Raw genomic sequence first — 19,174 nt, 5'->3', positions numbered from 1 at the left:
CTGCCGAAGGCTGCGATCTTTTGATCTTGACCTTGAAAAAACAAGGTCAAAATATCGCAGCCTGCGGCAGCTCCTACAGGGGGCAGTGGTCAGTTGAGACAGATTTTGAAATGATTTGCCGCTGTAGAAAATGTGCCTTGAGCCTGTACGCTCCAAGGCCATTTTTCATTCAGGATTTGCATGAACACCCTCTTGGAGCCTCCCAGTCGTACCTTCTCCACGCGCCATGGCGCGGTCTTGACGCACTCGCAGCATCCGGTTTTCCGACTCCCGTCTATCGTTGACAACGCGGCTTCAGAGCCTTCGCGTTGCACTTTGCCGTGCCCGGCAGCCTGAATTCACTGAAGAGAGATCGAGACATTTTATGGAATGGTTAGCGGATCCCACGGCCTGGTTAGGCTTGTTGACTCTGATCGTGCTGGAACTGGTGCTGGGTATCGACAACCTGGTGTTCATCGCGATCCTGGCGGACAAACTGCCGCCGCATCAGCGCGACCGTGCGCGAATCATCGGCCTGTCGCTGGCGCTGATCATGCGCCTGGGCCTGTTGGCGAGTATTTCCTGGCTGGTGACCCTCACGCAGCCGTTGTTCGAGGTGTTCGACAAGAGCTTCTCCGGCCGTGACCTGATCATGCTGTTCGGTGGTGTATTCCTGCTGTTCAAGGCGACGATGGAGCTGCACGAACGACTCGAAGGCCACGTCGGCCAGCGCTCGACCAACGCCGCTTACGCGCTGTTCTGGCCAATCGTCGCGCAGATCGTGGTGCTCGATGCGGTGTTCTCGCTGGACGCGGTAATCACCGCCGTCGGCATGGTTGATGAACTGGCGGTGATGATGATCGCGGTGATCATTTCCATCGGCCTGATGATCGTCGCCAGCAAGCCGCTGACCCGCTTCGTCAATGCGCACCCGACGGTGATCATGCTGTGTCTGGGCTTCCTGATGATGATTGGTTTCGCCCTGACGGCCGAAGGCCTGGGTTTCCACATCCCGAAAGGCTATTTGTACGCGGCGATTGGTTTCTCGATCCTGATCGAGGTGTTCAACCAGATCGCTCGGGCCCGACGCAAGCGTTCGATGCAAGGCTTGCGCCCCATACGTGAGCGCACGGCCCACGCGGTAATGCGTCTGCTGGGCGGGCGCAAGCTGGAGGCGGAGGAGGTCGGCGAGGAAATTTCCGATCTGCTCGATGACGGCGAAGCCCCGAGTGCGGAGCTGTTCGACCGCCGCGAGCGAGTGATGATCAGTGGCGTGCTGCAACTGGCCGAGCGGCCGATTCGGAACCTGATGACCGTACGTGCGGATGTCGACACCATCGATCTGGCCGACGACGCCGAGACAATTCGCACAAAATTGATGCACTCGTCGTATTCACGTCTGCCGCTGATTCGCCACGGCGCGGTGGATGAACCGTTGGGCTTCGTGCACAAAAAGGAACTGCTCAAGGAATACCTGGCCGGTGCCGAGCCGAATCTGGAGCACCTGGCGCGCAAGACCATCAACCTGCTCGACAGCTATTCGATCCTCAATGCGCTGGAGCAAATGCGCGCGGCGTCGACCCACATCGCCTTCGTGGTCAACGAGTTCGGTGACTTCGTCGGCGTGTTGACCATGACCGACATCCTCGAATCGATTGCCGGCGAACTGCCCGATGCCAGCGAAATCGAAGGCCCGGACGTGATCGAGGGGCAGGGCGGGTTCATCGTCAGCGGCGCATTGAATCTGACGCGTGTTCGCCAGCGCACCGGGTTTGGCGCCGAACCGACCGAGGACTATCAGACCCTGGCCGGACTGGTGATGAGCCTGCTGGATCGCTTGCCGATTATCGGCGATCGGCTGCAGTACGCAGGCTGGCAAATGACCGTCAAAGCCGTTGAGGAACGACGGGTGACGCAGGTGTTGCTGGTGCGCGATTCTGCGTAAGGCAGCAGCCTTGCGCTGACGGTGCCGGCCCCTTCGCGGGCAAGCCCGCTCCCACAGTGCACGCGTCGTACACGAAATGTGTGAACAACGTTGACCCCTGTGGGAGCGGGCTTGCCCGCGAAAGCGATGTGTCAGACGCCGCAACGATTACGGGAAATGCACTGCCTCAAATCACCCGCCGATGCGCACGCGTGATTGTGCAGAGCCTGCTCAATGTGCGGCGCAACCACGGCAGGTCATGTCGTGGTTTCTGCTGCACCACCGGTGCCCTGGTCCTGCCAATATGCCGGGCAAAGTCCGCCGCCAGTGTTTCCTCTGTGCCGATGCCTTTGAGTTTTTTCACCAGCCTGCCGTTCTTGTAGAACAGCACCGTCGGCGTGCCGGTGACCAACGGATGGCGCGGCGACTCACGGGTGTTAAGCATGTAGATATTGGCGCGATGACGGTACGGCTCGGCAATCTGACGAAAAATCGGCCCGGCCCATTCGCAGGCGGGGCAGTGTTCGTTGGCGAAGTACAGGATCACCGGGCGCCAGGTTTTCAGGGCTTTGCGGTAAACCGGGGCCAGATTGGAAATGGTATTGGCAGCGCTCATTGAGTACTCCTTTTCAACGACCTCGAAGGTTCGATGACGTTAAAGAAGGGTGAAGAACAGGTCTACTGTCAGAAATTACAGGTGGCCTGTGGATTCGCGAGATTTTTCCCACTTTTATGAAGGACCAGCCCGACACGAAGCCCGGAAATGTGGAATGTCGGGACGTGATACCTTTTTTCACTAAATAAAAGAGAAGGCGGTAATAAGCGATAGGCGTCGAAGGCGTCTTGGAGTGCTATTTTAAGCACCATCAACAGCACTCCAGGGAGCACCATCATGACTCACATAGTTCTTTCTAATATCGTTGCGAGTATTTCTGAATTGAAAAGAAACCCCATGGGTACCGTGGCCGCCGGTGGCGGCCAATCTGTTGCAATCCTCAATCGAAATGAGCCAGCGTTTTATTGTGTTCCCGCAAAGGAGTATGAGGCGATGATGAATCGCCTTGAGGATCTGGAACTGATCGCACTGTGCAAGGAGCGAGAAAACGATCCCACCATCAAGGTCTCTATAGATGACCTATGAGTTGGAGTTTTCCGAGAAGGCCTGGAGGGAATGGAAAAAGCTTGATTCAGCACTTCAGATCAGTTCAAGAAAAAGCTCTCTACACGTCTGGTCAATCCTCACGTTCCTGCCGATCGACTCCGAGGGCTGGGAAACGCCTACAAAATCAAGCTTCGCAGTGCTGGATACAGGCTGGTCTATCGCGTAAAGAACGAGGTTTTGGTTGTTACCGTGATTGCGGTAGGGAGAAGAGAGCGGGGAGAGGTCTACGACAAAGCCGCTTGCCGATAGATATGGAGAGCTGGCCCCTTCAATCGCTAACCACATTGCACCGAAGTAGCCCTTCGTGCTCCATCTGGGAACCTGCTACTCGTTATTTGTAGCCTAAGGTAGCGCAGCCCATCAGTACCCGCACCTGACTCCATTTTTCGCATTTCCTGCATCCCGTTGATTCCAAAAACATTTAACCCCTCTACAGATTCCCTGTGATTCCTGTGGCACACTTTCTGCTGTTTATTCCGTAGTAACAAACCGTGTTCCGGTATAGCGGAATAAACATCATCTGGAGTGCTTGCCATGCATCGCCGTCCTTCGTTGTTCAAAGCGTGTGTTTTCGTTCTTGCGGCTTCGTCCGCTGTGATGGGCATGGCCCAGGCAGCCGATAGCAAGCTCGACAGTGTTCTGGCCCGGGGCAAGCTGATTGTCGGCACCGGCAGCACCAATGCGCCGTGGCACTTTCAGGGGGCGGACGGCAAGTTGCAGGGCTTTGATATCGACATCGCCAGGATGGTGGCCAAAGGGCTGTTCAATGACCCGAACAAGGTCGAGTTCGTCGTGCAGTCGTCCGATGCGCGGATTCCCAATCTGCTGACCGACAAGGTCGACATGAGTTGCCAGTTCATCACCGTTACCGCCAGCCGTGCGCAACAAGTGGCGTTCACCCTGCCGTACTACCGCGAAGGTGTCGGCCTGCTGCTGCCAGCCAACAGCAAGTACAAGGAAATCGAGGACCTGCAGGCGGCCGGTGACAGCGTTACTGTGGCCGTGCTGCAAAACGTCTATGCCGAAGAGTTGGTGCATCAGGCGCTGCCCAAGGCCAAGGTCGATCAGTACGACAGTGTCGATCTGATGTATCAGGCGGTGAACTCCGGTCGCGCCGATGCCGCCGCTACCGATCAGTCGTCGGTCAAGTACCTGATGGTGCAGAACCCCGGCCGCTACCGCAGCCCGACCTACGCGTGGAGCCCACAGACCTACGCCTGCGCAGTCAAACGCGGCGATCAGGACTGGCTGAACTTCGTCAACACCACTCTGCATGAAGCCATGACCGGCGTTGAGTTCCCGACTTACGCGGCATCCTTCAAGCAATGGTTCGGTGTCGACCTGCCGTCGCCGGCGATCGGTTTCCCTGTCGAATTCAAATGATCCCGTGAGAGTGGGGCGCCTGCACGCGCCCCGCTCAAGGTACTGCTGACCATGAACTATCAGTTGAACTTTGCCGCCGTGTGGCGCGATTTCGACACCTTGCTGGCGGGGCTCGGTCTGGGCCTTGAACTGGCGCTGGTGTCGATCGCCATCGGCTGCGTGATCGGCCTGCTGATGGCGTTTGCCTTGCTCTCGAAGCATCGCGCCTTGCGGGTGCTGGCCTCGGTGTACGTCACGGTGGTGCGTAACACGCCGATTCTGGTGTTGATTCTGTTGATCTACTTTGCCTTGCCGAGCCTGGGAATCCGCTTGGACAAGATTCCCTCGTTCATCATCACGCTGTCGCTGTATGCCGGTGCCTATCTGACCGAAGTGTTCCGTGGCGGCTTGCTGAGCATCCCCAAAGGCCAGCGCGAAGCGGGGCTGGCGATCGGTCTCGGTGAATGGCAGGTCAAGGCCTACGTCACCGTGCCGGTGATGCTGCGCAACGTGCTGCCTGCGCTGTCGAACAACTTTATCTCGCTGTTCAAGGACACCTCGCTGGCCGCCGCGATTGCGGTGCCGGAGCTGACCTATTACGCGCGCAAGATCAACGTCGAGAGCTACCGGGTGATCGAAACCTGGCTGGTGACCACGGCGTTGTATGTCGCGGCCTGTTACCTCATTGCCATGCTGCTGCGTTACCTCGAGCAGCGTCTGGCGATCCGCCGATAGGAGGCTGCGATGTACGAATCTCCCAGTTGGTTGCATGAATTGTGGGTGGCACGCGAGACGTTGCTGCAAGGCTTCCTGACCAGTGTGCAGGTGTCGGCATTGGCGATTCTGTTCGGCACGCTGCTCGGGGTTGTCACCGGTCTGGTGCTGACTTACGGCAAGTTCTGGATGCGCGCGCCGTTCCGCTTTTATGTCGACATTATTCGCGGCACGCCGGTGTTTGTATTGGTGCTGGCCTGCTTCTACATGGCGCCGGCGTTGGGCTGGCAGATCAGCGCGTTTCAGGCCGGTGCGCTGGGCCTGACGCTGTTTTGCGGTTCGCACGTCGCCGAGATCGTGCGCGGCGCCTTGCAGGCATTGCCACGCGGACAGATGGAAGCGAGCAAGGCGATTGGCCTGACGTTTTATCAATCCCTCGGTTACGTGCTGTTGCCCCAGGCGTTGCGGCAGATCCTGCCGACCTGGGTCAACTCGTCCACCGAAATCGTCAAGGCTTCGACCTTGCTCTCGGTGATCGGCGTCGCCGAATTGCTGCTCAGCACCCAACAGATCATCGCCCGGACCTTCATGACTCTGGAGTTCTACCTGTTCGCCGGTTTTCTGTTCTTCGTCATCAACTACGGCATCGAATTACTCGGCCGGCATATTGAAAAGCGGGTGGCCCTGCCATGACTCAAGCTCAAGTTTCCAACGTTCAGAACGGTCAGCCGCTGCTGGACATCTGTGGCCTGCACAAGCAATACGGCGCAGTCGAAGTGCTCAAGGGCGTCGACTTGAGCATGCAGCGCGGCAACGTGGTGACGCTGATCGGTTCCAGCGGTTCGGGCAAGACTACCTTGCTGCGTTGCGTGAACATGCTCGAAGAGTTTCAGGGCGGGCAGATCCTGCTCGACGGCGAGTCCATCGGCTATGACGAGGTCGGCGGTAAACGTGTGCGTCACGCCGAAAAAGTCATCGCCCGCCATCGCGCGATGACCGGCATGGCCTTCCAGCAATTCAACCTGTTCCCGCATCTGACAGCCCTGCAGAACGTCACCCTCGGTCTGCTCAAGGTAAAGAAAATGCACAAGGACGAAGCCGTGGTGCTGGCCGAGAAATGGCTGGAGCGGGTCGGCCTGCTGGAGCGGCGCAATCATTTTCCCGGGCAGTTGTCCGGTGGTCAGCAACAGCGTGTGGCAATTGCCCGGGCGATTGCGATGAACCCCAGCCTGATGCTGTTCGACGAAGTCACCTCGGCCCTCGACCCGGAGCTGGTCGGTGAAGTGCTGAACGTGATCAAGGGCCTGGCTGAAGACGGCATGACCATGTTGCTGGTGACCCACGAGATGCGTTTCGCCTTCGAGGTCTCGGACAAGATCGTGTTCATGAATCAGGGGCGAATCGAAGAGCAGGGGCCGCCCAAGGAACTGTTCGAACGCCCGCAATCGCCGCGTCTGGCTGAGTTTCTCAAGAGCACGCGGTTCTAATTTTTGCTTTGTAATCAGGAGAAGTACCCATGAGCATTACTCGATACGGCACCGGCAGCACCGCCGCTGGCGGTCAGCCACGTCCCTTCGCGCGCGCCGTTGAAGCGGATGGCTGGCTGCACGTGTCCGGCCAGGTGCCGGCGGTGGATGGCGAGATCATCGTTGGTGGTATCGTCGAGCAGACCCACCAGACCATGAAAAACCTGATCGCGATTCTCGAAGAGGCCGGTTATGGCCTGGAGGACGTGGTGCGCGCCGGGGTATGGCTGGACGACCCGCGGGATTTCAGCAGTTTCAACAAGGTCTTCGGCGAGTACTTCAAACCGGAACACGCTCCGGCACGGGCCTGTGTGCAGGCGAGCATGATGGTCGATTGCAAGGTCGAGATCGATTGCATCGCGTACAAGAAAAAGGCCTGAACCGAGTCGCACCCATCGCGGGCAAGCCACGCTCCCACAGGGTTCTGTGTTTTGCCAAAAAATGCATGCACGCCATCAGTCCTGTGGGAGCGTGGCTTGCCCGCGATGGCGGCCTAACGGTCGCCGCCGTACTCTCGGTAAACTCCCGGCACTTTCATTGGGAACTGAAAACATGACCGAAGACACCATCAAACGCCGGGCCCGTGGTCTGGACCGGGCGTTCGATATCCTCGACTTCCTCAAGGAGATCGGCCAGCCGCTGCGTCCGAACGACATCGCCAATGGCATCGGCAGCCCGAAATCCACGGTCTACGAACTGGTGGCGTCGCTGCTGGAACGACGGATTCTGGAGCCGGTGGGCAAGGACGGTCACGTCTATCTCGGACGTCAGTTGTATTTCCTCGGGCAGGCGCACTTGCGTCACTTCGACCTCAGCCGCGAGGCCGATCACGCCTTGCAGGAGATCGTCAGCCAGACCCGGGAAACCGCGCAGATGTGCCTGCTCAACGGGCGCAAATACACGGTGGCGCTGATGAAGGAGGGCGAGCGGCATTTCCGCATTTCGTCCGACATCGGCGAAAACGCGCCGATCCCGTGGACTGCGTCCGGGCGCTTGCTGCTGGCGCATTTGAGCGACCAGCAGATCATCGACCTGATCGACGAGGACGACTACATCCTGCCCGACGGCGAGCGCCTGCCGCTGGAACGCTTTCTGGCGGAGATCCGCCAGGCCGGCATCGACGGATTCTTCTCGTTCGACAGCGTGGCCGACACCTTCACCCATTGCTTCGCCGCGCCGGTCAAAGACCCCAGCGGCGTGGCCATTTGCACCCTGTGCATCGTCGCCCCACGGGCCGATGCGAAGAACAATTACGACGACTATCGCCGGGTGCTGATCGAGAGCGCCAACAGCCTCGCCCGGCGCATCAACGAATAACCGCGGCTGCCTGCGGCCGCGACAGTGAGGAGTTCAAGCATGACGACTGCCATCAATACCGCTGTGGAAAAGGGCGACGCCGCCATCGGTGCGCACCTTGTGCGCGACGTCAGCCTGCCGGCGCTGGTGTTGCACCGCGAGGCGCTGGAGCACAACATTCGCTGGATGCAGAAGTTCGTCAGCGACAGCGGCGCCGAGCTCGCGCCCCACGGCAAGACCAGCATGACCCCGGCGCTGTTCCAGCGTCAGCTCGACGCTGGCGCGTGGGGCATCACCCTCGCCAGCGCCACCCAGACCCGCGCCGCATACGCCCACGGTGTACGCCGGGTGCTGATGGCCAACCAACTGGTCGGCACGCCGAACATGGCGCTGATCGCCGATCTGTTGGCAGACCCGGATTTCGATTTCTACTGCATGGTCGATCAACCGGACAACGTCGCCGATCTCGGCGCGTACTTCGCTTCGCGCGGGGTCAAATTGAACGTGATGATCGAGTACGGCGTGGTCGGTGGCCGTTGCGGTTGCCGCAGCGAGCAGGAAGTAATTGAACTGGCCAAGGCGATCAACGCGCAACCGGCGCTGGCTCTGACCGGCATCGAGGGTTACGAAGGGGTGATCCATGGCGATCACGCGGTTAGCGGCATTCGTGAATTCGCCGCGTCGCTGGTGCGCCTGGCGGTGCAGTTGCAGGACAGCGGCGCGTTTGCCATTGCCAAGCCGATCATCACCGCCTCGGGTTCGGCGTGGTACGACCTGATCGCCGAGTCGTTCGAAGCGCAGAACGCCAGCGGACGCTTCCTCAGCGTGCTGCGCCCGGGCAGTTATGTCGCCCACGATCATGGCATCTACAAGGAAGCGCAGTGTTGCGTGCTGGATCGTCGCAGTGACCTGCACGAAGGATTGCGTCCGGCGCTGGAAGTCTGGGCGCATGTGCAATCGCTGCCGGAGCCGGGATTTGCGGTGATCGCCCTCGGCAAGCGCGATGTGGCATTCGATGCCGGCCTGCCGGTGCCGCTGCTGCGCTACAAGGCCGGTGTGTTGCCGGCGGTGGGCGACGATGTCGGCGCCTGCAAGGTGACGGCGGTGATGGACCAGCATGCGTTCATGAACGTGGCGCCGGGGGTTGAATTGCGGGTGGGCGATATCATTTCCTTCGGCACCTCGCACCCGTGCCTGACCTTCGACAAATGGCGGGTGGGGTTGCTGGTGGATGAGCAGTTGGCGGTGGTCGAGAGCATGGAGACTTGTTTCTAAGGCTTGGAACCGCGTTGCGGCCAATCGCTGGCAAGCCAGCTCCCACAGGGATCTCATGAACTGTGAAGATTGTGTGGGAGCTGGCTTGCCAGCGATGAGGCCGGATCAACCACCACCGAATCAGCAGAGACGCCACCCAATGACCAGCCTCAGCCCCCTGGGCCCGAACACCCCGCGCATCGCCCTGATCGGCGAGTGCATGATCGAACTCCAGCACCGCGCCGATGGCAGCCTGCAGCAAAGCTTCGGTGGCGATACCTTGAACACCGCGGTGTACCTGTCCCGCGCCCTCGGCGACAAAGCCCAGGTCGATTACGTCACCGCGCTCGGCGACGACAGCTTCAGCGATGCCATGTGCCAGAGTTGGGCCGATGAAGGCATTGGCCTGGATCTCGTGCAGCGTCTGCCCGGTCGTTTGCCGGGTCTGTACTGCATTCAGACCGACGCCAACGGTGAACGGCGTTTCCTCTACTGGCGCAATGAAGCGGCGGTGCGCGATTGCTTCACCACCCCGGCGGCGGAGCCGATTCTGGCAGCGCTGCCGGACTACGATGTGCTGTATTTCAGCGGCATCACCCTCGCAGTGTTAGGTGCGAAGGGCCGCGAACGCTTGATCCAGACCCTGATCGAAGCCCGCCAGCGCGATGCGCGGATCGTCTTCGACAACAATTATCGGCCACGCTTGTGGGCGTCACAGGAAGAGGCGCGGGCGGCCTATCGCAGCGTGTTGCCGCATGTCGATCTGGCGTTGCTGACCGTGGATGACGAACAGGCGCTGTTCCATTTTGCCGATTGCGACGCAGTGTTCGAGGCGTACGCGCAGATCGGCACGCCGGAAGTGGTGCTCAAGCGTGGCGCCGAGGCGTGTCTGATTCGCTGCGATGATGAGGCGTTCGAAGTGCCGGCGCAGCAGGTCGAGAAGGTGGTGGATACGACGGCGGCGGGGGACTCGTTCAGCGCGGCGTATCTGGCCAGGCGTTTGCTGGGTGGCAGTCCGGTCGAGGCGGCGCAGGCGGGGCATTGGCTGGCGAGTCGTGTGATTCAGGTGCCGGGGGCGTTGATTCCCAGGTAAGCGGTGGATGGCCGCTTGCTGCGCAATCGGTTCGCGGGCAAGCCCGCTCCCACAGGGGACCGCATTCCAGACTGTGGGAGCGAGCTTGCTCGCGAAGAGGCCCGAAAGCAAAGCACTTAATCGCGGAAAAATACCTGCACCAGGTGATAGCCGAACTTGCTCTTGATCGGCCCGTGCACCGTGCGCAGCGGTTTCTTGAAAATCACCGCATCAATCGCACCGACCATCTGTCCCGGCCGCACTTCACCCAGATCACCGCCGCGTTTGCCGGACGGGCAGGTCGAGTATTTCTTCGCCAGCACGTCGAACGCTTCGCCCTTGGCAATGCGTTGCTTGAGTTGTTCGGCCTCTTCGGCGGTTTTCACCAGAATGTGGCGGGCTTGGGCTTTCATCGTGCGATACCTGTAACGGGGTGACGGCGGGGCGCGGGATTATGCCTCAAGTGACGGCGTTTGGTTGATCATCTCGCGGATCTTGTTGGCCAGCACTTCAATCGAAAACGGCTTGGCCACCATGTCCATGCCATCCTCCAGAAAGCCCTGACGCTCGGCGGCTTTCTGCGCATAACCGGTCATGAACAGCACTTTCAGGCCCGGACGATGCTGGCGGGCGATTTCCGCCAGTTGCCGGCCATTCATCCCCGGTAGACCAACGTCGGTCACCAGCAGATCCACACGCAGCTCCGATTCCAGCAGCGGCAGGGCGGCGCTGGCGTCGGCGGCTTCGTGGGCGAGGTAACCCAGCTCCTTGAGCAGATCGAGCACCAGCATGCGCACTGCCGGGTCATCTTCAACCACCACCACGGTTTCGCCACAGGTGGCCGTCGGCGCCGCACTGAGGGTTTCCACGACTGGCCGTTCCGGCTCCAGCAGGTTCAGGCGCGGCAAGTACAAGCGCACGCAGGTGCCCTGATTCGGCAGACTGTCGAGGCTGACATGGCCGCCCGACTGCTGGGCGAAGCCATAAATCATCGATAGCCCCAACCCGGTGCCCTGGCCGATCGGTTTGGTGGTGAAGAACGGATCGAACGCCTTGGCGCGCACCGACGGCGTCATGCCGGTGCCGTTGTCGCTGACCGCCAGCATCAGGTAGTCGCCGGCCTTGACCGGTTCGAGGGTGGTGATGTCGTTGCCGTCGAGGTAGACGTTGGCGGTTTCGATCAGCAGCTCGCCGCCATCGGGCATGGCGTCGCGGGCGTTGATCACCAGGTTGAGCAGGGCATTTTCCAGTTGGCTGACGTCGGTGCTGATCGGCCAGACATCGTCGGCCAGGCGCAGCGTGAGTTCGATCGGGTCGCCCTTGGTGCGGCGGATCAAATCTTCCAGCGAATGAATCAGTTCGTTGACGTTGAGGGTCTTGCGGTCCAGCGATTGCCGGCGCGAGAACGCCAGCAGCCGATGGGTCAGCGCCGCCGCTCGGTTGGCCGACGACACCGCCGCTTCGGTGAAACGGCCGATTTCATCGGCGCGGCCGTCGGCGATGTAGCGTTGCATCAGGTCGAGGCTGCCGATGATTCCAGTGAGCATGTTGTTGAAGTCGTGGGCGATACCGCCGGTGAGCTGGCCGACCGCTTCCATTTTCTGCGCATGGCGCAACGCATCTTCGGCGCGCTCACGTTCGAACATCTCGTTCTGCAGACGCTGATTGGCCTGAGCCAGTTGTTCGGTGCGGGCGCTGACCCGCTCTTCGAGGGTTTCATTGAGATTGCGCAGGGCTTCTTCGGTCTTCTTCCGTTCGGATTCGTCGATCACGAAAATATAAAAACCGTTGACTGAGCCGTCGGCGCCGTGGCGCGGCAGGTAATTCATCAGCGCATGGCGGTTGCTGCCGTCGCGATGCGGGGTATACAGGCTGAACGAGCAGGGCCGCCCGGCCAGGGCCTCGGCAATATAGGGCGCGCGCAGGAAGTAGGCTTCTTCGCCGATCACTTCGCGAATGGTGCGGCCATACAGTTCCTGCGGCGTGAGGCCGTACCAGTCCAGATACGCCGCGTTGTTCAGGCGAAAGCGCTCTTCGTGGTCGACATAGCTGATGAGGATCGGCATTGCATTGATGATCAGCTGCAATTCCGTCTGGCTCTGGCGCAGCGCCTGCTCGGTGTGCTTGCGTTCGGTCAGATCCAGCGCGGCGCCGAGGAAACGCACCGGTCGCCCGTGGTGATCCTTGTAACAGCGGCCCCGGGCAAACACCCAGCGCAGTTCGCCGTCGGCTTTCAGCAGGCGGTATTCCTCGGCGTACTCGGTGCCGTGGGTGATGCAATGCTTGATGCTGCGGGCGATCAACGCGCGGTCTTCGGGGTGCACGCCTTGCAGATAGTCGCTGATCGGTAGCTGACTGGCGTGGGCCGGATCGATGCCATGCAACTGGGCGAAATGGGCGTCGGCAATGAAACGGTCTTCGCCGATGTCCCAGTCCCAGGTGCCAACCGCATCGGTGGCGGCCAGCGCCAGTTGCAGGCGTTCTTCAGTGTCGCGCTGAGCCTTGAGACTTTCTTCGGAGCGGCGTTGCAGTTCGAGGGCGATGCGCCGGCGTTCGTTGGTTTCGATGGCTGTTACCAGAATCCCCGCCACTTGCGTGTCTTCATCGCGGATGGGGCTGTAGGTCAGGTCCAGCCAGAAGTCGGACTCTACGCCTCCGCGTTGCAGGGTAAATCGCCGCTCGCTGTAGGTGCGCACCTGGCCTTGTAGGACGGCTCGATAAATCGGGTCGGTAAAGTCCTGAAGTTCTGGCCATATAAGGTGCGCAGGCTGTCCGAAAGCGTGTGGATGCTTGCTCCCGGCGAGCATCGCAAAGCCATTGTTGTAGATCTGCGTGAGCTGCGGCCCCCACAACAGCAGCATCGGCATCGGCGAGTGAATCACGATGTCCACAGCTGTGCGCAGGCTTTGCGGCCAGGTGCCAGAAGCGCCCAACGGAGTGCGGCTCCAGTCGGTACGGGCGATCAGGGCTTGGGCGTCATCGGGGGAGGGTGCTGCGTTCATCACATGTATCCTGAGCGTCGGTCAGTGCGTTGGCATCTACTATTCTTGCACTTGCGGTAGACGCTGTATGACCCGTGACGTCACGACAGCGGGTCATTTCTGTTCATTGAATGCTTCGCGGGTGCTTATTGCCATGGAAATCGATGCACTGTTGCTCCGTCTGTCGAGCCAGCACGGCTCTGACCTGTTGCTGTCCACGGGAGCGCCACCCAGTGCGCGCATCGATGGCGTGCTGACGCCGTTCAGCGAGCGGCCGTTCAAGCCCGGTGAAGTCGAGGCCATCGCCAACTCCCTGATGGACGCCGAACAACGGCGCGAGTTCGATCGGGATCTGGAAATGAACCTGGCAATTTCCCGTACGGGCATCGGGCGTTTTCGGGTGAACGTCTTCAAGCAACGCAATGATGTGTCAATCGTGATCCGCAACGTCAAACTCGATATCCCGCGCTTCGAGGACCTTAAGCTGCCGCCGGTGTTACAGGAAACTGTAATGCTCAAACAAGGGCTGATCCTGTTCGTTGGCGCCACCGACTCCGGCAAGTCCACTTCGCTGGCCGCGCTGATCGATCACCGCAACCGCCACAGCAGCGGGCATATCATCACCATCGAAGACCCGGTGGAGTATATCCATCGACACCAGCGCTCGATCATCAATCAACGCGAAGTCGGCGTCGATACCCGCAGCTTCCATGCGGCGCTGAAAAACACCCTGCGCCAGGCCCCGGACGTGGTGCTGATCGGCGAAATCCGCGACCGCGAAACCATGGAGCATGCGCTGACATTTGCCGACACCGGGCACCTGGTGCTGTCGACGTTGCATGCGCACAACGCCAATCAGGCGCTGGACCGTATCGTCAATCTGTTCCCGGAAGAGCGCCGCCCGCAGTTGCTGCATGCACTGGGCAACAATCTCAAGGCGTTCGTCTCGCAACGGCTGGTGCGCACTGTGGACGGTCAGCGGCGGGCGGCGGTCGAAGTGATGCTCGGCACCCCGACCATCGCCGACCTGATCCGCCGCAACGAGTTGGGCGAACTCAAAGGCATCATGGAGAAGTCCGGCGAGGCCGGCATGCAGACCTTCGACGCGGCGCTGTACGGGCTGGTGGTGGAGGGCGTGATCAGTGAGGACGAAGCGCTCAAGCATGCCGATTCGCAGAACAATCTGCGCCTGCGTTTGAAACTGCACACCGAGGCGGGCCCGGCGCCCGCACCCACAACATCAGGCGATTGGGGCCTGATGGATTAACACCCCACCCCTGTGGGAGCGGGCTTGCTCGCGAAAGCGGTGTATCAGTCACATTGTTATCGACTGACAGATTGCCTTCGCGAGCAAGCCCGCTCCCACAAGGGGATGGCGTGCTAATCCGACAGCTCCGGGCGATTGCGGAACTGCTCCAAGGCCTCGGGATTGGCCAGCGCATCGGTATTTTTCACCGGCTCGCCATGCACCACATTGCGCACCGCGAGTTCCACCACCTTGCCGCTGATGGTGCGCGGAATATCGGTCACCGCGACGATCTTCGCCGGCACATGGCGCGGCGTGGTGTTGGCGCGGATCACCTGGCGGATCTGTTGTTGCAGGTGGTCATCCAGCGTCACGCCATCCTGCAGACGGACAAACAGCACTACGCGCACATCGTCCTGCCATTGCTGTCCGATCGCCACGCTGTCCAGCACCTGCGGGACTTTCTCGACCTGACGATAGATTTCCGCCGTGCCGATGCGCACGCCGCCGGGGTTGAGCACCGCGTCGGAGCGGCCGTGGATCAGCATCCCGCCGTGGGGCAATTGCTCGGCGTAGTCGCCTTGGGCCCAGACACCGGGGAACAGGCTGAAATAGGATTTGCGCAGTTTTGCGCCGTCAGGGTCATGCCACAGCCCGACGGGCATCGCCGGGAAGTGTCGGGTGCAGACCAGTTCGCCTTTTTCGCCGATCACGGCAACGCCGGCGTCGTTCCACACTTCAACCGCCATGCCCAGGCTCTTGCCCATGATTTCGCCGCGGCGCACCGCCGACAGCGGATTACCGTTGACGAAGCACGACACCACATCGGTGCCGCCGGACATCGACGCCAGGCACACATCGCGCTTGAAGTCGCGGTAGACGAAGTCATAACTCTGCGGCGATAGCGCGGAGCCGGTGCACAGCAGGGTCTTCAGGCTACTCAGATCATGGCTGTGCGCAGGCTTCAAACCGCTGCTTTCCAGTGTCGCGAGAAACTTGGGGCTAGTGCCGAACACACTGATGCGCTCGTCGTCGATCAGGTCGAGCAAGCGCTCATGGCCCGGGTGAAACGGCGAGCCGTCATACAGCACCACCGCGCTGCCGACCGCGAGGGCCGAGACCAGCCAGTTCCACATCATCCAGCCGCAAGTGGTGTAGTAGAACAACCGGTCACCGGGGCCGAGATCGACGTGCAGCCCATGCTCCTTGGCATGCTGCAGCAGCACGCCGCCGGTGCTGTGCACGATGCATTTCGGCACGCCGGTGGTGCCACTGGAATACAACACGTACAACGGGTGATTGAACGGCACCGGGACAAACCGCGGTTCGCCGCCGGGTTGGTAGAAATCGTCCCACAACGTCACGTTGGCGTGGGTTTGGTAATCCTCGGTACGGGCCTGCGCGCGAGCGTAGGACACGATGATCAACTGCTGCAGCGATGGTAGTTGCGCGAGGATTTCGTTGACCTTGCTGGTCTGGTCGATGTCTTTGCCGGCGTAACGGTAGCCGGCGCAGGTGATCAACACTTTGGGTTCGATCTGGCCGAAACGGTCGATCACGCCGTGGGTGCCGAAGTCCGGCGACGAGCACGACCAGATCGCCCCGAGGCTGGTGGTCGCGAGCATCGCCACCAGAGTCTGCCAGGTGTTGGGCATGCACGCGGCCACGCGGTCGCCGAGGCCGACACCGGCGGCTTGCAGGCTGGCCTGAAAACCGGCGACGTGCTCGGCCAGTTCGGCCCAGGTCAGCTGTTCGCGCTGACCGTTTTCCGCCACGGCGATCACTGCAACGGCATCGTCACGACGGCGCAGCAGGTGTTCGGCAAAGTTCAGGGTCGCGCCGGGAAACCATTCGGCACTGGGCATCTGCGCGCCTTCACGCAGGACGGCGTCGGGCTGGGTGTGAAAGCGGATGTCGAAGAAATCGACGATCGCCTGCCAGAACGCTTCGCGCTGTTCCACGCTCCAGCGGTGCAGGTCGGTGTAGCTGCTCAGCGCCAGGCCATGGCGCTGATTGATGTCGCGGCGGAACTGATCCATGCGCGATTGGGCGATACGCTCGGCGTCGGGTTGCCAGAGGAGGTCGGACATTGGTTTGCCTCTTGTTGTGTTGTTCATGACACATCACTTGTAGGAGTGAGCCTGCTCGCGATAGCGGAATTACATTCAACATTGATGTTGGTTGATACACCGCTTTCGCGAGCAGGCTCGCTCCCACAGGGGCGCAGCATTACTGCGCCAACCAGCCTCCATCAATATTCCACGCCGCCCCGCGCACCTGGCTGCCAGCCTCGCTGCATAGAAACAACACCAATTCCCCAAGATGCTGCGGCGTGACGAACTCCAGCGACGGCTGCTTCTCCGCCAGCAAATCATGCTGCGCCTGCTGCGGATCGACGCCTTTGGCGGCACGATCATCGATCTGTTTCTGCACCAACGGCGTCAATACCCAGCCCGGGCAGATTGCGTTGCAGGTCACATTACTGGTAGCCGTTTCCAGCCCGACCACTTTGGTCAAACCGATCACTCCATGCTTGGCCGCGACATACGCGGCTTTACCGGTCGACCCCACCTGACCATGCACCGAGGCAATGTTGATGATTCGCCCCCAGCCCTTGGCGCGCATGCCCGGCAGGCTCAGGCGGGTGCTGTGGAACACCGATGACAGGTTGATCGCGATGATCGAGTCCCAGCGCTCTACCGGGAACTCCTCAACGGCGGCGACATGCTGGATCCCGGCGTTGTTGACCAGAATGTCGACGCCGCCGAATTCGCGTTCGGCGTAAGCGATCATCTCGGCAATCTGCGCTGGATCGCTGACGTCCGCCGGATGATGACCGACCTTGCCGCCAAACTGGCCGACTTCGGCGATCACGCTCGACGCATCACCGAAACCGTTGAGAATCAGGTTGGCGCCGGCCTTGGCCAGGCTCAGGGCGATGCCCAGACCGATGCCGCTGGTGGAACCGGTAACCAGTGCGGTCTTGCCCGAAAGAGTCGTCATGAATACCTCACACAATGCCAGTGGCGTAGAAAGTGCCGATCACTACGAAGACCGCCAGGGTCTTGATCAGCGTAATACAGAAAATGTCTTTATAGGCTTCGCGGTGGGTCAGGCCAGTGACCGCCAGCAGGGTGATCACCGCGCCGTTGTGCGGCAGGGTGTCCATGCCGCCGCTGGCCATCGCAGCCACGCGGTGCAGCACTTCCAGCGGAATGTTCGCCGCGTGCGCCGCTGCGATGAACTGCTCGGACATCGCCGCCAGCGCGATGCTCATGCCGCCCGATGCCGAGCCGGTGATACCCGCCAGCAGGGTCACGGTGATCGCTTCGTTGACCAGCGGATTGGGGATTTGCTTGAGCCAGTCGGCCAGTACCAGAAAGCCCGGCAACGAAGCGATTACCGCACCGAAACCGTATTCCGAGGCGGTGTTCATCGCCGCCAGCAGTGCGCCGCTGACCGCGCTTTTGCTGCCTTCGGCGAGTTTGCTGCGGATCGCCTTGAAGCCGAACACCAGCACCATCAGGATGCCGATCAGCAATGCCGCCTGCACCGCCCAGATTGCGGTGAGCTTGGCGATTTCCGTGGTCACCGGCGTGGCCATCCCCGGCAACGCGAGGCTGTGGGTCTTGCCGTACCACTGCGGAATCCACTGGGTGAACAGCAGGTTCATGATGCCCACCGCCAGCAGCGGCGACAGGGCGATCCATGGGTTCGGCAGTTTCAGGTCTTCGGCGGTTTCCGGCTCGTTACGCAGCTCGGTGCCATAACCTTCGCCAGCACGCTGCGCTTTGTTGCGTTGGCGCTGCAGGAACAACATGCCGGCGCAGAACACGAAAATCGTGCCGATTACCCCCAGCCACGGCGCCGCCCACGCGGTGGTATTGAAGAAGGTGCTGGGAATGATGTTCTGAATCTGCGGCGTGCCGGGCAGGGCGTCCATGGTGAACGAGAATGCGCCGAGGGCAATGGTTGCCGGGATCAGGCGCTTGGGAATGTTGCTCTGGCGGAACATTTCCGCGGCAAATGGATACACCGCAAACACCACCACGAACAACGACACGCCGCCGTAAGTGAGCAAGGCGCAAACCAGCACGATCACCAGCATCGCCTGACGCGTGCCGAGCAAGCGAATCGCTGCGGCCACGATCGAACGGGAGAACCCCGACAATTCGATCAACTTGCCGAACACGGCACCGAGCAGGAACACCGGGAAATACAGTTTGATGAAACCGACCATTTTCTCCATGAACACCCCGGTGAAGGCAGGGGCGACGGCGGAAGGGTCAGTGAGCAGGACAGCGCCGAGGGCGGCAATCGGGGCGAAGAGGATGACGCTGTAGCCACGGTAGGCGGCGAGCATCAGCAGCGCGAGGGCTGCCAAGGCGATGATCACACTCATGGAGTGTCTCCAGGGATTGTTATTTTTGTGGGTGTTGCGGGTGTGGAACAGGCTTTAGCGAGATCTGTGCCAGATATTCAAGCTATTGAAATATAAGGGTTTTACTGGAATCTGCGGTCAGTCATTTGCAGGGTTGTCTCGATAGTGAGACTTCTTTGGGACGAAAAGATCGCGGCCTTCGGCAGCTCCTACATGAGATTTCTGTATCAACCCTGTAGGAACTGCCGAAGGCTGCGATCCTTTGATCTGGAAGTGA

At 60.7% G+C, this 19,174-nt stretch carries 17 protein-coding genes and 1 pseudogene; 12 read left to right on the top strand and 6 right to left on the bottom strand.

The annotated features are described in order from the left end of the window. Positions 1 to 364: 364 nt before the first annotated feature. On the top strand, positions 365 to 1,924 hold the full coding sequence (locus ACM6I7_RS07495; protein ID WP_414888248.1) for a TerC family protein: 1,560 nt from the start codon (positions 365 to 367) through the stop codon (positions 1,922 to 1,924). A 166-nt stretch (positions 1,925 to 2,090) separates the two neighbouring features. Here ACM6I7_RS07495 and ACM6I7_RS07490 read toward each other — a convergent pair whose 3' ends face one another. Beyond that, positions 2,091 to 2,519: a thioredoxin family protein gene (locus tag ACM6I7_RS07490; RefSeq protein WP_027612652.1), complete on the bottom strand. Its 429-nt coding sequence runs from the start codon at positions 2,517 to 2,519 to the stop codon at positions 2,091 to 2,093. 276 nt (positions 2,520 to 2,795) lie between these two features. Between ACM6I7_RS07490 and ACM6I7_RS07485 the strand changes: the two genes are divergently transcribed. The 10 genes and pseudogenes from ACM6I7_RS07485 (at position 2,796) to ACM6I7_RS07440 (ending at position 10,310) form a co-directional block, all read left to right on the top strand. Continuing rightward, positions 2,796 to 3,044 (top strand): type II toxin-antitoxin system Phd/YefM family antitoxin, encoded by a 249-nt coding sequence (locus tag ACM6I7_RS07485; RefSeq protein ID WP_150368399.1) that lies wholly within the window; start codon positions 2,796 to 2,798, stop codon positions 3,042 to 3,044. Then, positions 3,034 to 3,314 (top strand): annotated as a pseudogene (locus ACM6I7_RS07480) (type II toxin-antitoxin system RelE family toxin). The gene ACM6I7_RS07485 and the pseudogene ACM6I7_RS07480 overlap by 11 nt, the downstream one beginning before the upstream one ends. Before the next feature lie 285 nt (positions 3,315 to 3,599). Then, positions 3,600 to 4,448, top strand: coding sequence for a transporter substrate-binding domain-containing protein (locus ACM6I7_RS07475; protein WP_047294802.1), 849 nt, complete (start codon positions 3,600 to 3,602; stop codon positions 4,446 to 4,448). Positions 4,449 to 4,499: 51 nt separating this feature from the next. Further along, positions 4,500 to 5,162 (top strand): amino acid ABC transporter permease, encoded by a 663-nt coding sequence (locus ACM6I7_RS07470; RefSeq protein WP_003225455.1) that lies wholly within the window; start codon positions 4,500 to 4,502, stop codon positions 5,160 to 5,162. 9 nt (positions 5,163 to 5,171) lie between these two features. Continuing rightward, complete coding sequence (locus ACM6I7_RS07465) at positions 5,172 to 5,834, top strand: amino acid ABC transporter permease (RefSeq protein ID WP_007965124.1); 663 nt, start codon at positions 5,172 to 5,174, stop codon at positions 5,832 to 5,834. After that, positions 5,831 to 6,628 carry an amino acid ABC transporter ATP-binding protein gene (locus ACM6I7_RS07460; protein ID WP_414888247.1) on the top strand — a complete coding sequence of 266 codons (798 nt, stop codon included), beginning with the start codon at positions 5,831 to 5,833 and terminating at the stop codon, positions 6,626 to 6,628. Before ACM6I7_RS07465 ends, ACM6I7_RS07460 begins: the two co-directional genes overlap by 4 nt. A 29-nt stretch (positions 6,629 to 6,657) precedes the next feature. Further along, positions 6,658 to 7,047 (top strand): RidA family protein, encoded by a 390-nt coding sequence (locus tag ACM6I7_RS07455; protein WP_007912330.1) that lies wholly within the window; start codon positions 6,658 to 6,660, stop codon positions 7,045 to 7,047. Positions 7,048 to 7,219: 172 nt separating this feature from the next. Further along, entirely contained in the window at positions 7,220 to 7,984 is a 765-nt protein-coding gene (locus ACM6I7_RS07450; RefSeq protein WP_027612656.1) for an IclR family transcriptional regulator, read from the top strand. 39 nt (positions 7,985 to 8,023) lie between these two features. Beyond that, entirely contained in the window at positions 8,024 to 9,238 is a 1,215-nt protein-coding gene (locus ACM6I7_RS07445; RefSeq protein ID WP_414888246.1) for an amino acid deaminase, read from the top strand. Between the two features lie 139 nt (positions 9,239 to 9,377). After that, a complete protein-coding gene (locus tag ACM6I7_RS07440) occupies positions 9,378 to 10,310 on the top strand; it encodes a sugar kinase (protein ID WP_210557287.1) in 933 nt (310 codons plus the stop codon). Positions 10,311 to 10,426: 116 nt separating this feature from the next. Here the strand turns inward: ACM6I7_RS07440 and ACM6I7_RS07435 are convergent, their stop codons facing one another. Further along, positions 10,427 to 10,702, bottom strand: a complete 276-nt coding sequence (locus ACM6I7_RS07435) for a peptidylprolyl isomerase (protein WP_003225447.1) — start codon at positions 10,700 to 10,702, stop codon at positions 10,427 to 10,429. 39 nt (positions 10,703 to 10,741) lie between these two features. Further along, positions 10,742 to 13,291 (bottom strand): PAS domain-containing protein, encoded by a 2,550-nt coding sequence (locus ACM6I7_RS07430; RefSeq protein ID WP_414888245.1) that lies wholly within the window; start codon positions 13,289 to 13,291, stop codon positions 10,742 to 10,744. A 133-nt stretch (positions 13,292 to 13,424) separates the two neighbouring features. On the opposite strand from ACM6I7_RS07430, the gene ACM6I7_RS07425 reads away from it, so the two are divergent. Then, positions 13,425 to 14,537, top strand: a complete 1,113-nt coding sequence (locus ACM6I7_RS07425; RefSeq protein ID WP_414888244.1) for a PilT/PilU family type 4a pilus ATPase — start codon at positions 13,425 to 13,427, stop codon at positions 14,535 to 14,537. A 113-nt stretch (positions 14,538 to 14,650) separates the two neighbouring features. Here the strand turns inward: ACM6I7_RS07425 and ACM6I7_RS07420 are convergent, their stop codons facing one another. The 3 genes from ACM6I7_RS07420 to ACM6I7_RS07410 form a co-directional block, all read right to left on the bottom strand. Further along, on the bottom strand, positions 14,651 to 16,606 hold the full coding sequence (locus ACM6I7_RS07420; RefSeq protein WP_115989677.1) for an acetoacetate--CoA ligase: 1,956 nt from the start codon (positions 16,604 to 16,606) through the stop codon (positions 14,651 to 14,653). Positions 16,607 to 16,745: 139 nt separating this feature from the next. Then, positions 16,746 to 17,519: a 3-hydroxybutyrate dehydrogenase gene (hbdH, locus tag ACM6I7_RS07415; RefSeq protein ID WP_129394102.1), complete on the bottom strand. Its 774-nt coding sequence runs from the start codon at positions 17,517 to 17,519 to the stop codon at positions 16,746 to 16,748. Positions 17,520 to 17,526: 7 nt separating this feature from the next. Next, entirely contained in the window at positions 17,527 to 18,918 is a 1,392-nt protein-coding gene (locus ACM6I7_RS07410; RefSeq protein ID WP_027612663.1) for a GntP family permease, read from the bottom strand. Positions 18,919 to 19,174: the final 256 nt, after the last annotated feature.

Source organism: Pseudomonas sp. IT-93MI4, assembly GCF_949767635.1.
In the GTDB taxonomy this organism is placed as follows: Bacteria; Pseudomonadota; Gammaproteobacteria; order Pseudomonadales; family Pseudomonadaceae; genus Aquipseudomonas; species Aquipseudomonas putida_A.
This window is presented reverse-complemented; position numbering and strand designations above follow the sequence as displayed.

Bases quoted from the DNA above. Each gene is read 5' to 3' on its own strand.
- ACM6I7_RS07495 (WP_414888248.1), top strand. From the start codon at position 365: ATGGAATGGTTAGCGGATCCCACGGCCTGGTTAGGCTTGTTGACTCTG.
- ACM6I7_RS07490 (WP_027612652.1), bottom strand. From the start codon at position 2,519: ATGAGCGCTGCCAATACCATTTCCAATCTGGCCCCGGTTTACCGCAAA.
- ACM6I7_RS07485 (WP_150368399.1), top strand. From the start codon at position 2,796: ATGACTCACATAGTTCTTTCTAATATCGTTGCGAGTATTTCTGAATTG.
- ACM6I7_RS07475 (WP_047294802.1), top strand. From the start codon at position 3,600: ATGCATCGCCGTCCTTCGTTGTTCAAAGCGTGTGTTTTCGTTCTTGCG.
- ACM6I7_RS07470 (WP_003225455.1), top strand. From the start codon at position 4,500: ATGAACTATCAGTTGAACTTTGCCGCCGTGTGGCGCGATTTCGACACC.
- ACM6I7_RS07465 (WP_007965124.1), top strand. From the start codon at position 5,172: ATGTACGAATCTCCCAGTTGGTTGCATGAATTGTGGGTGGCACGCGAG.
- ACM6I7_RS07460 (WP_414888247.1), top strand. From the start codon at position 5,831: ATGACTCAAGCTCAAGTTTCCAACGTTCAGAACGGTCAGCCGCTGCTG.
- ACM6I7_RS07455 (WP_007912330.1), top strand. From the start codon at position 6,658: ATGAGCATTACTCGATACGGCACCGGCAGCACCGCCGCTGGCGGTCAG.
- ACM6I7_RS07450 (WP_027612656.1), top strand. From the start codon at position 7,220: ATGACCGAAGACACCATCAAACGCCGGGCCCGTGGTCTGGACCGGGCG.
- ACM6I7_RS07445 (WP_414888246.1), top strand. From the start codon at position 8,024: ATGACGACTGCCATCAATACCGCTGTGGAAAAGGGCGACGCCGCCATC.
- ACM6I7_RS07440 (WP_210557287.1), top strand. From the start codon at position 9,378: ATGACCAGCCTCAGCCCCCTGGGCCCGAACACCCCGCGCATCGCCCTG.
- ACM6I7_RS07435 (WP_003225447.1), bottom strand. From the start codon at position 10,702: ATGAAAGCCCAAGCCCGCCACATTCTGGTGAAAACCGCCGAAGAGGCC.
- ACM6I7_RS07430 (WP_414888245.1), bottom strand. From the start codon at position 13,291: ATGAACGCAGCACCCTCCCCCGATGACGCCCAAGCCCTGATCGCCCGT.
- ACM6I7_RS07425 (WP_414888244.1), top strand. From the start codon at position 13,425: ATGGAAATCGATGCACTGTTGCTCCGTCTGTCGAGCCAGCACGGCTCT.
- ACM6I7_RS07420 (WP_115989677.1), bottom strand. From the start codon at position 16,606: ATGTCCGACCTCCTCTGGCAACCCGACGCCGAGCGTATCGCCCAATCG.
- hbdH (WP_129394102.1), bottom strand. From the start codon at position 17,519: ATGACGACTCTTTCGGGCAAGACCGCACTGGTTACCGGTTCCACCAGC.
- ACM6I7_RS07410 (WP_027612663.1), bottom strand. From the start codon at position 18,918: ATGAGTGTGATCATCGCCTTGGCAGCCCTCGCGCTGCTGATGCTCGCC.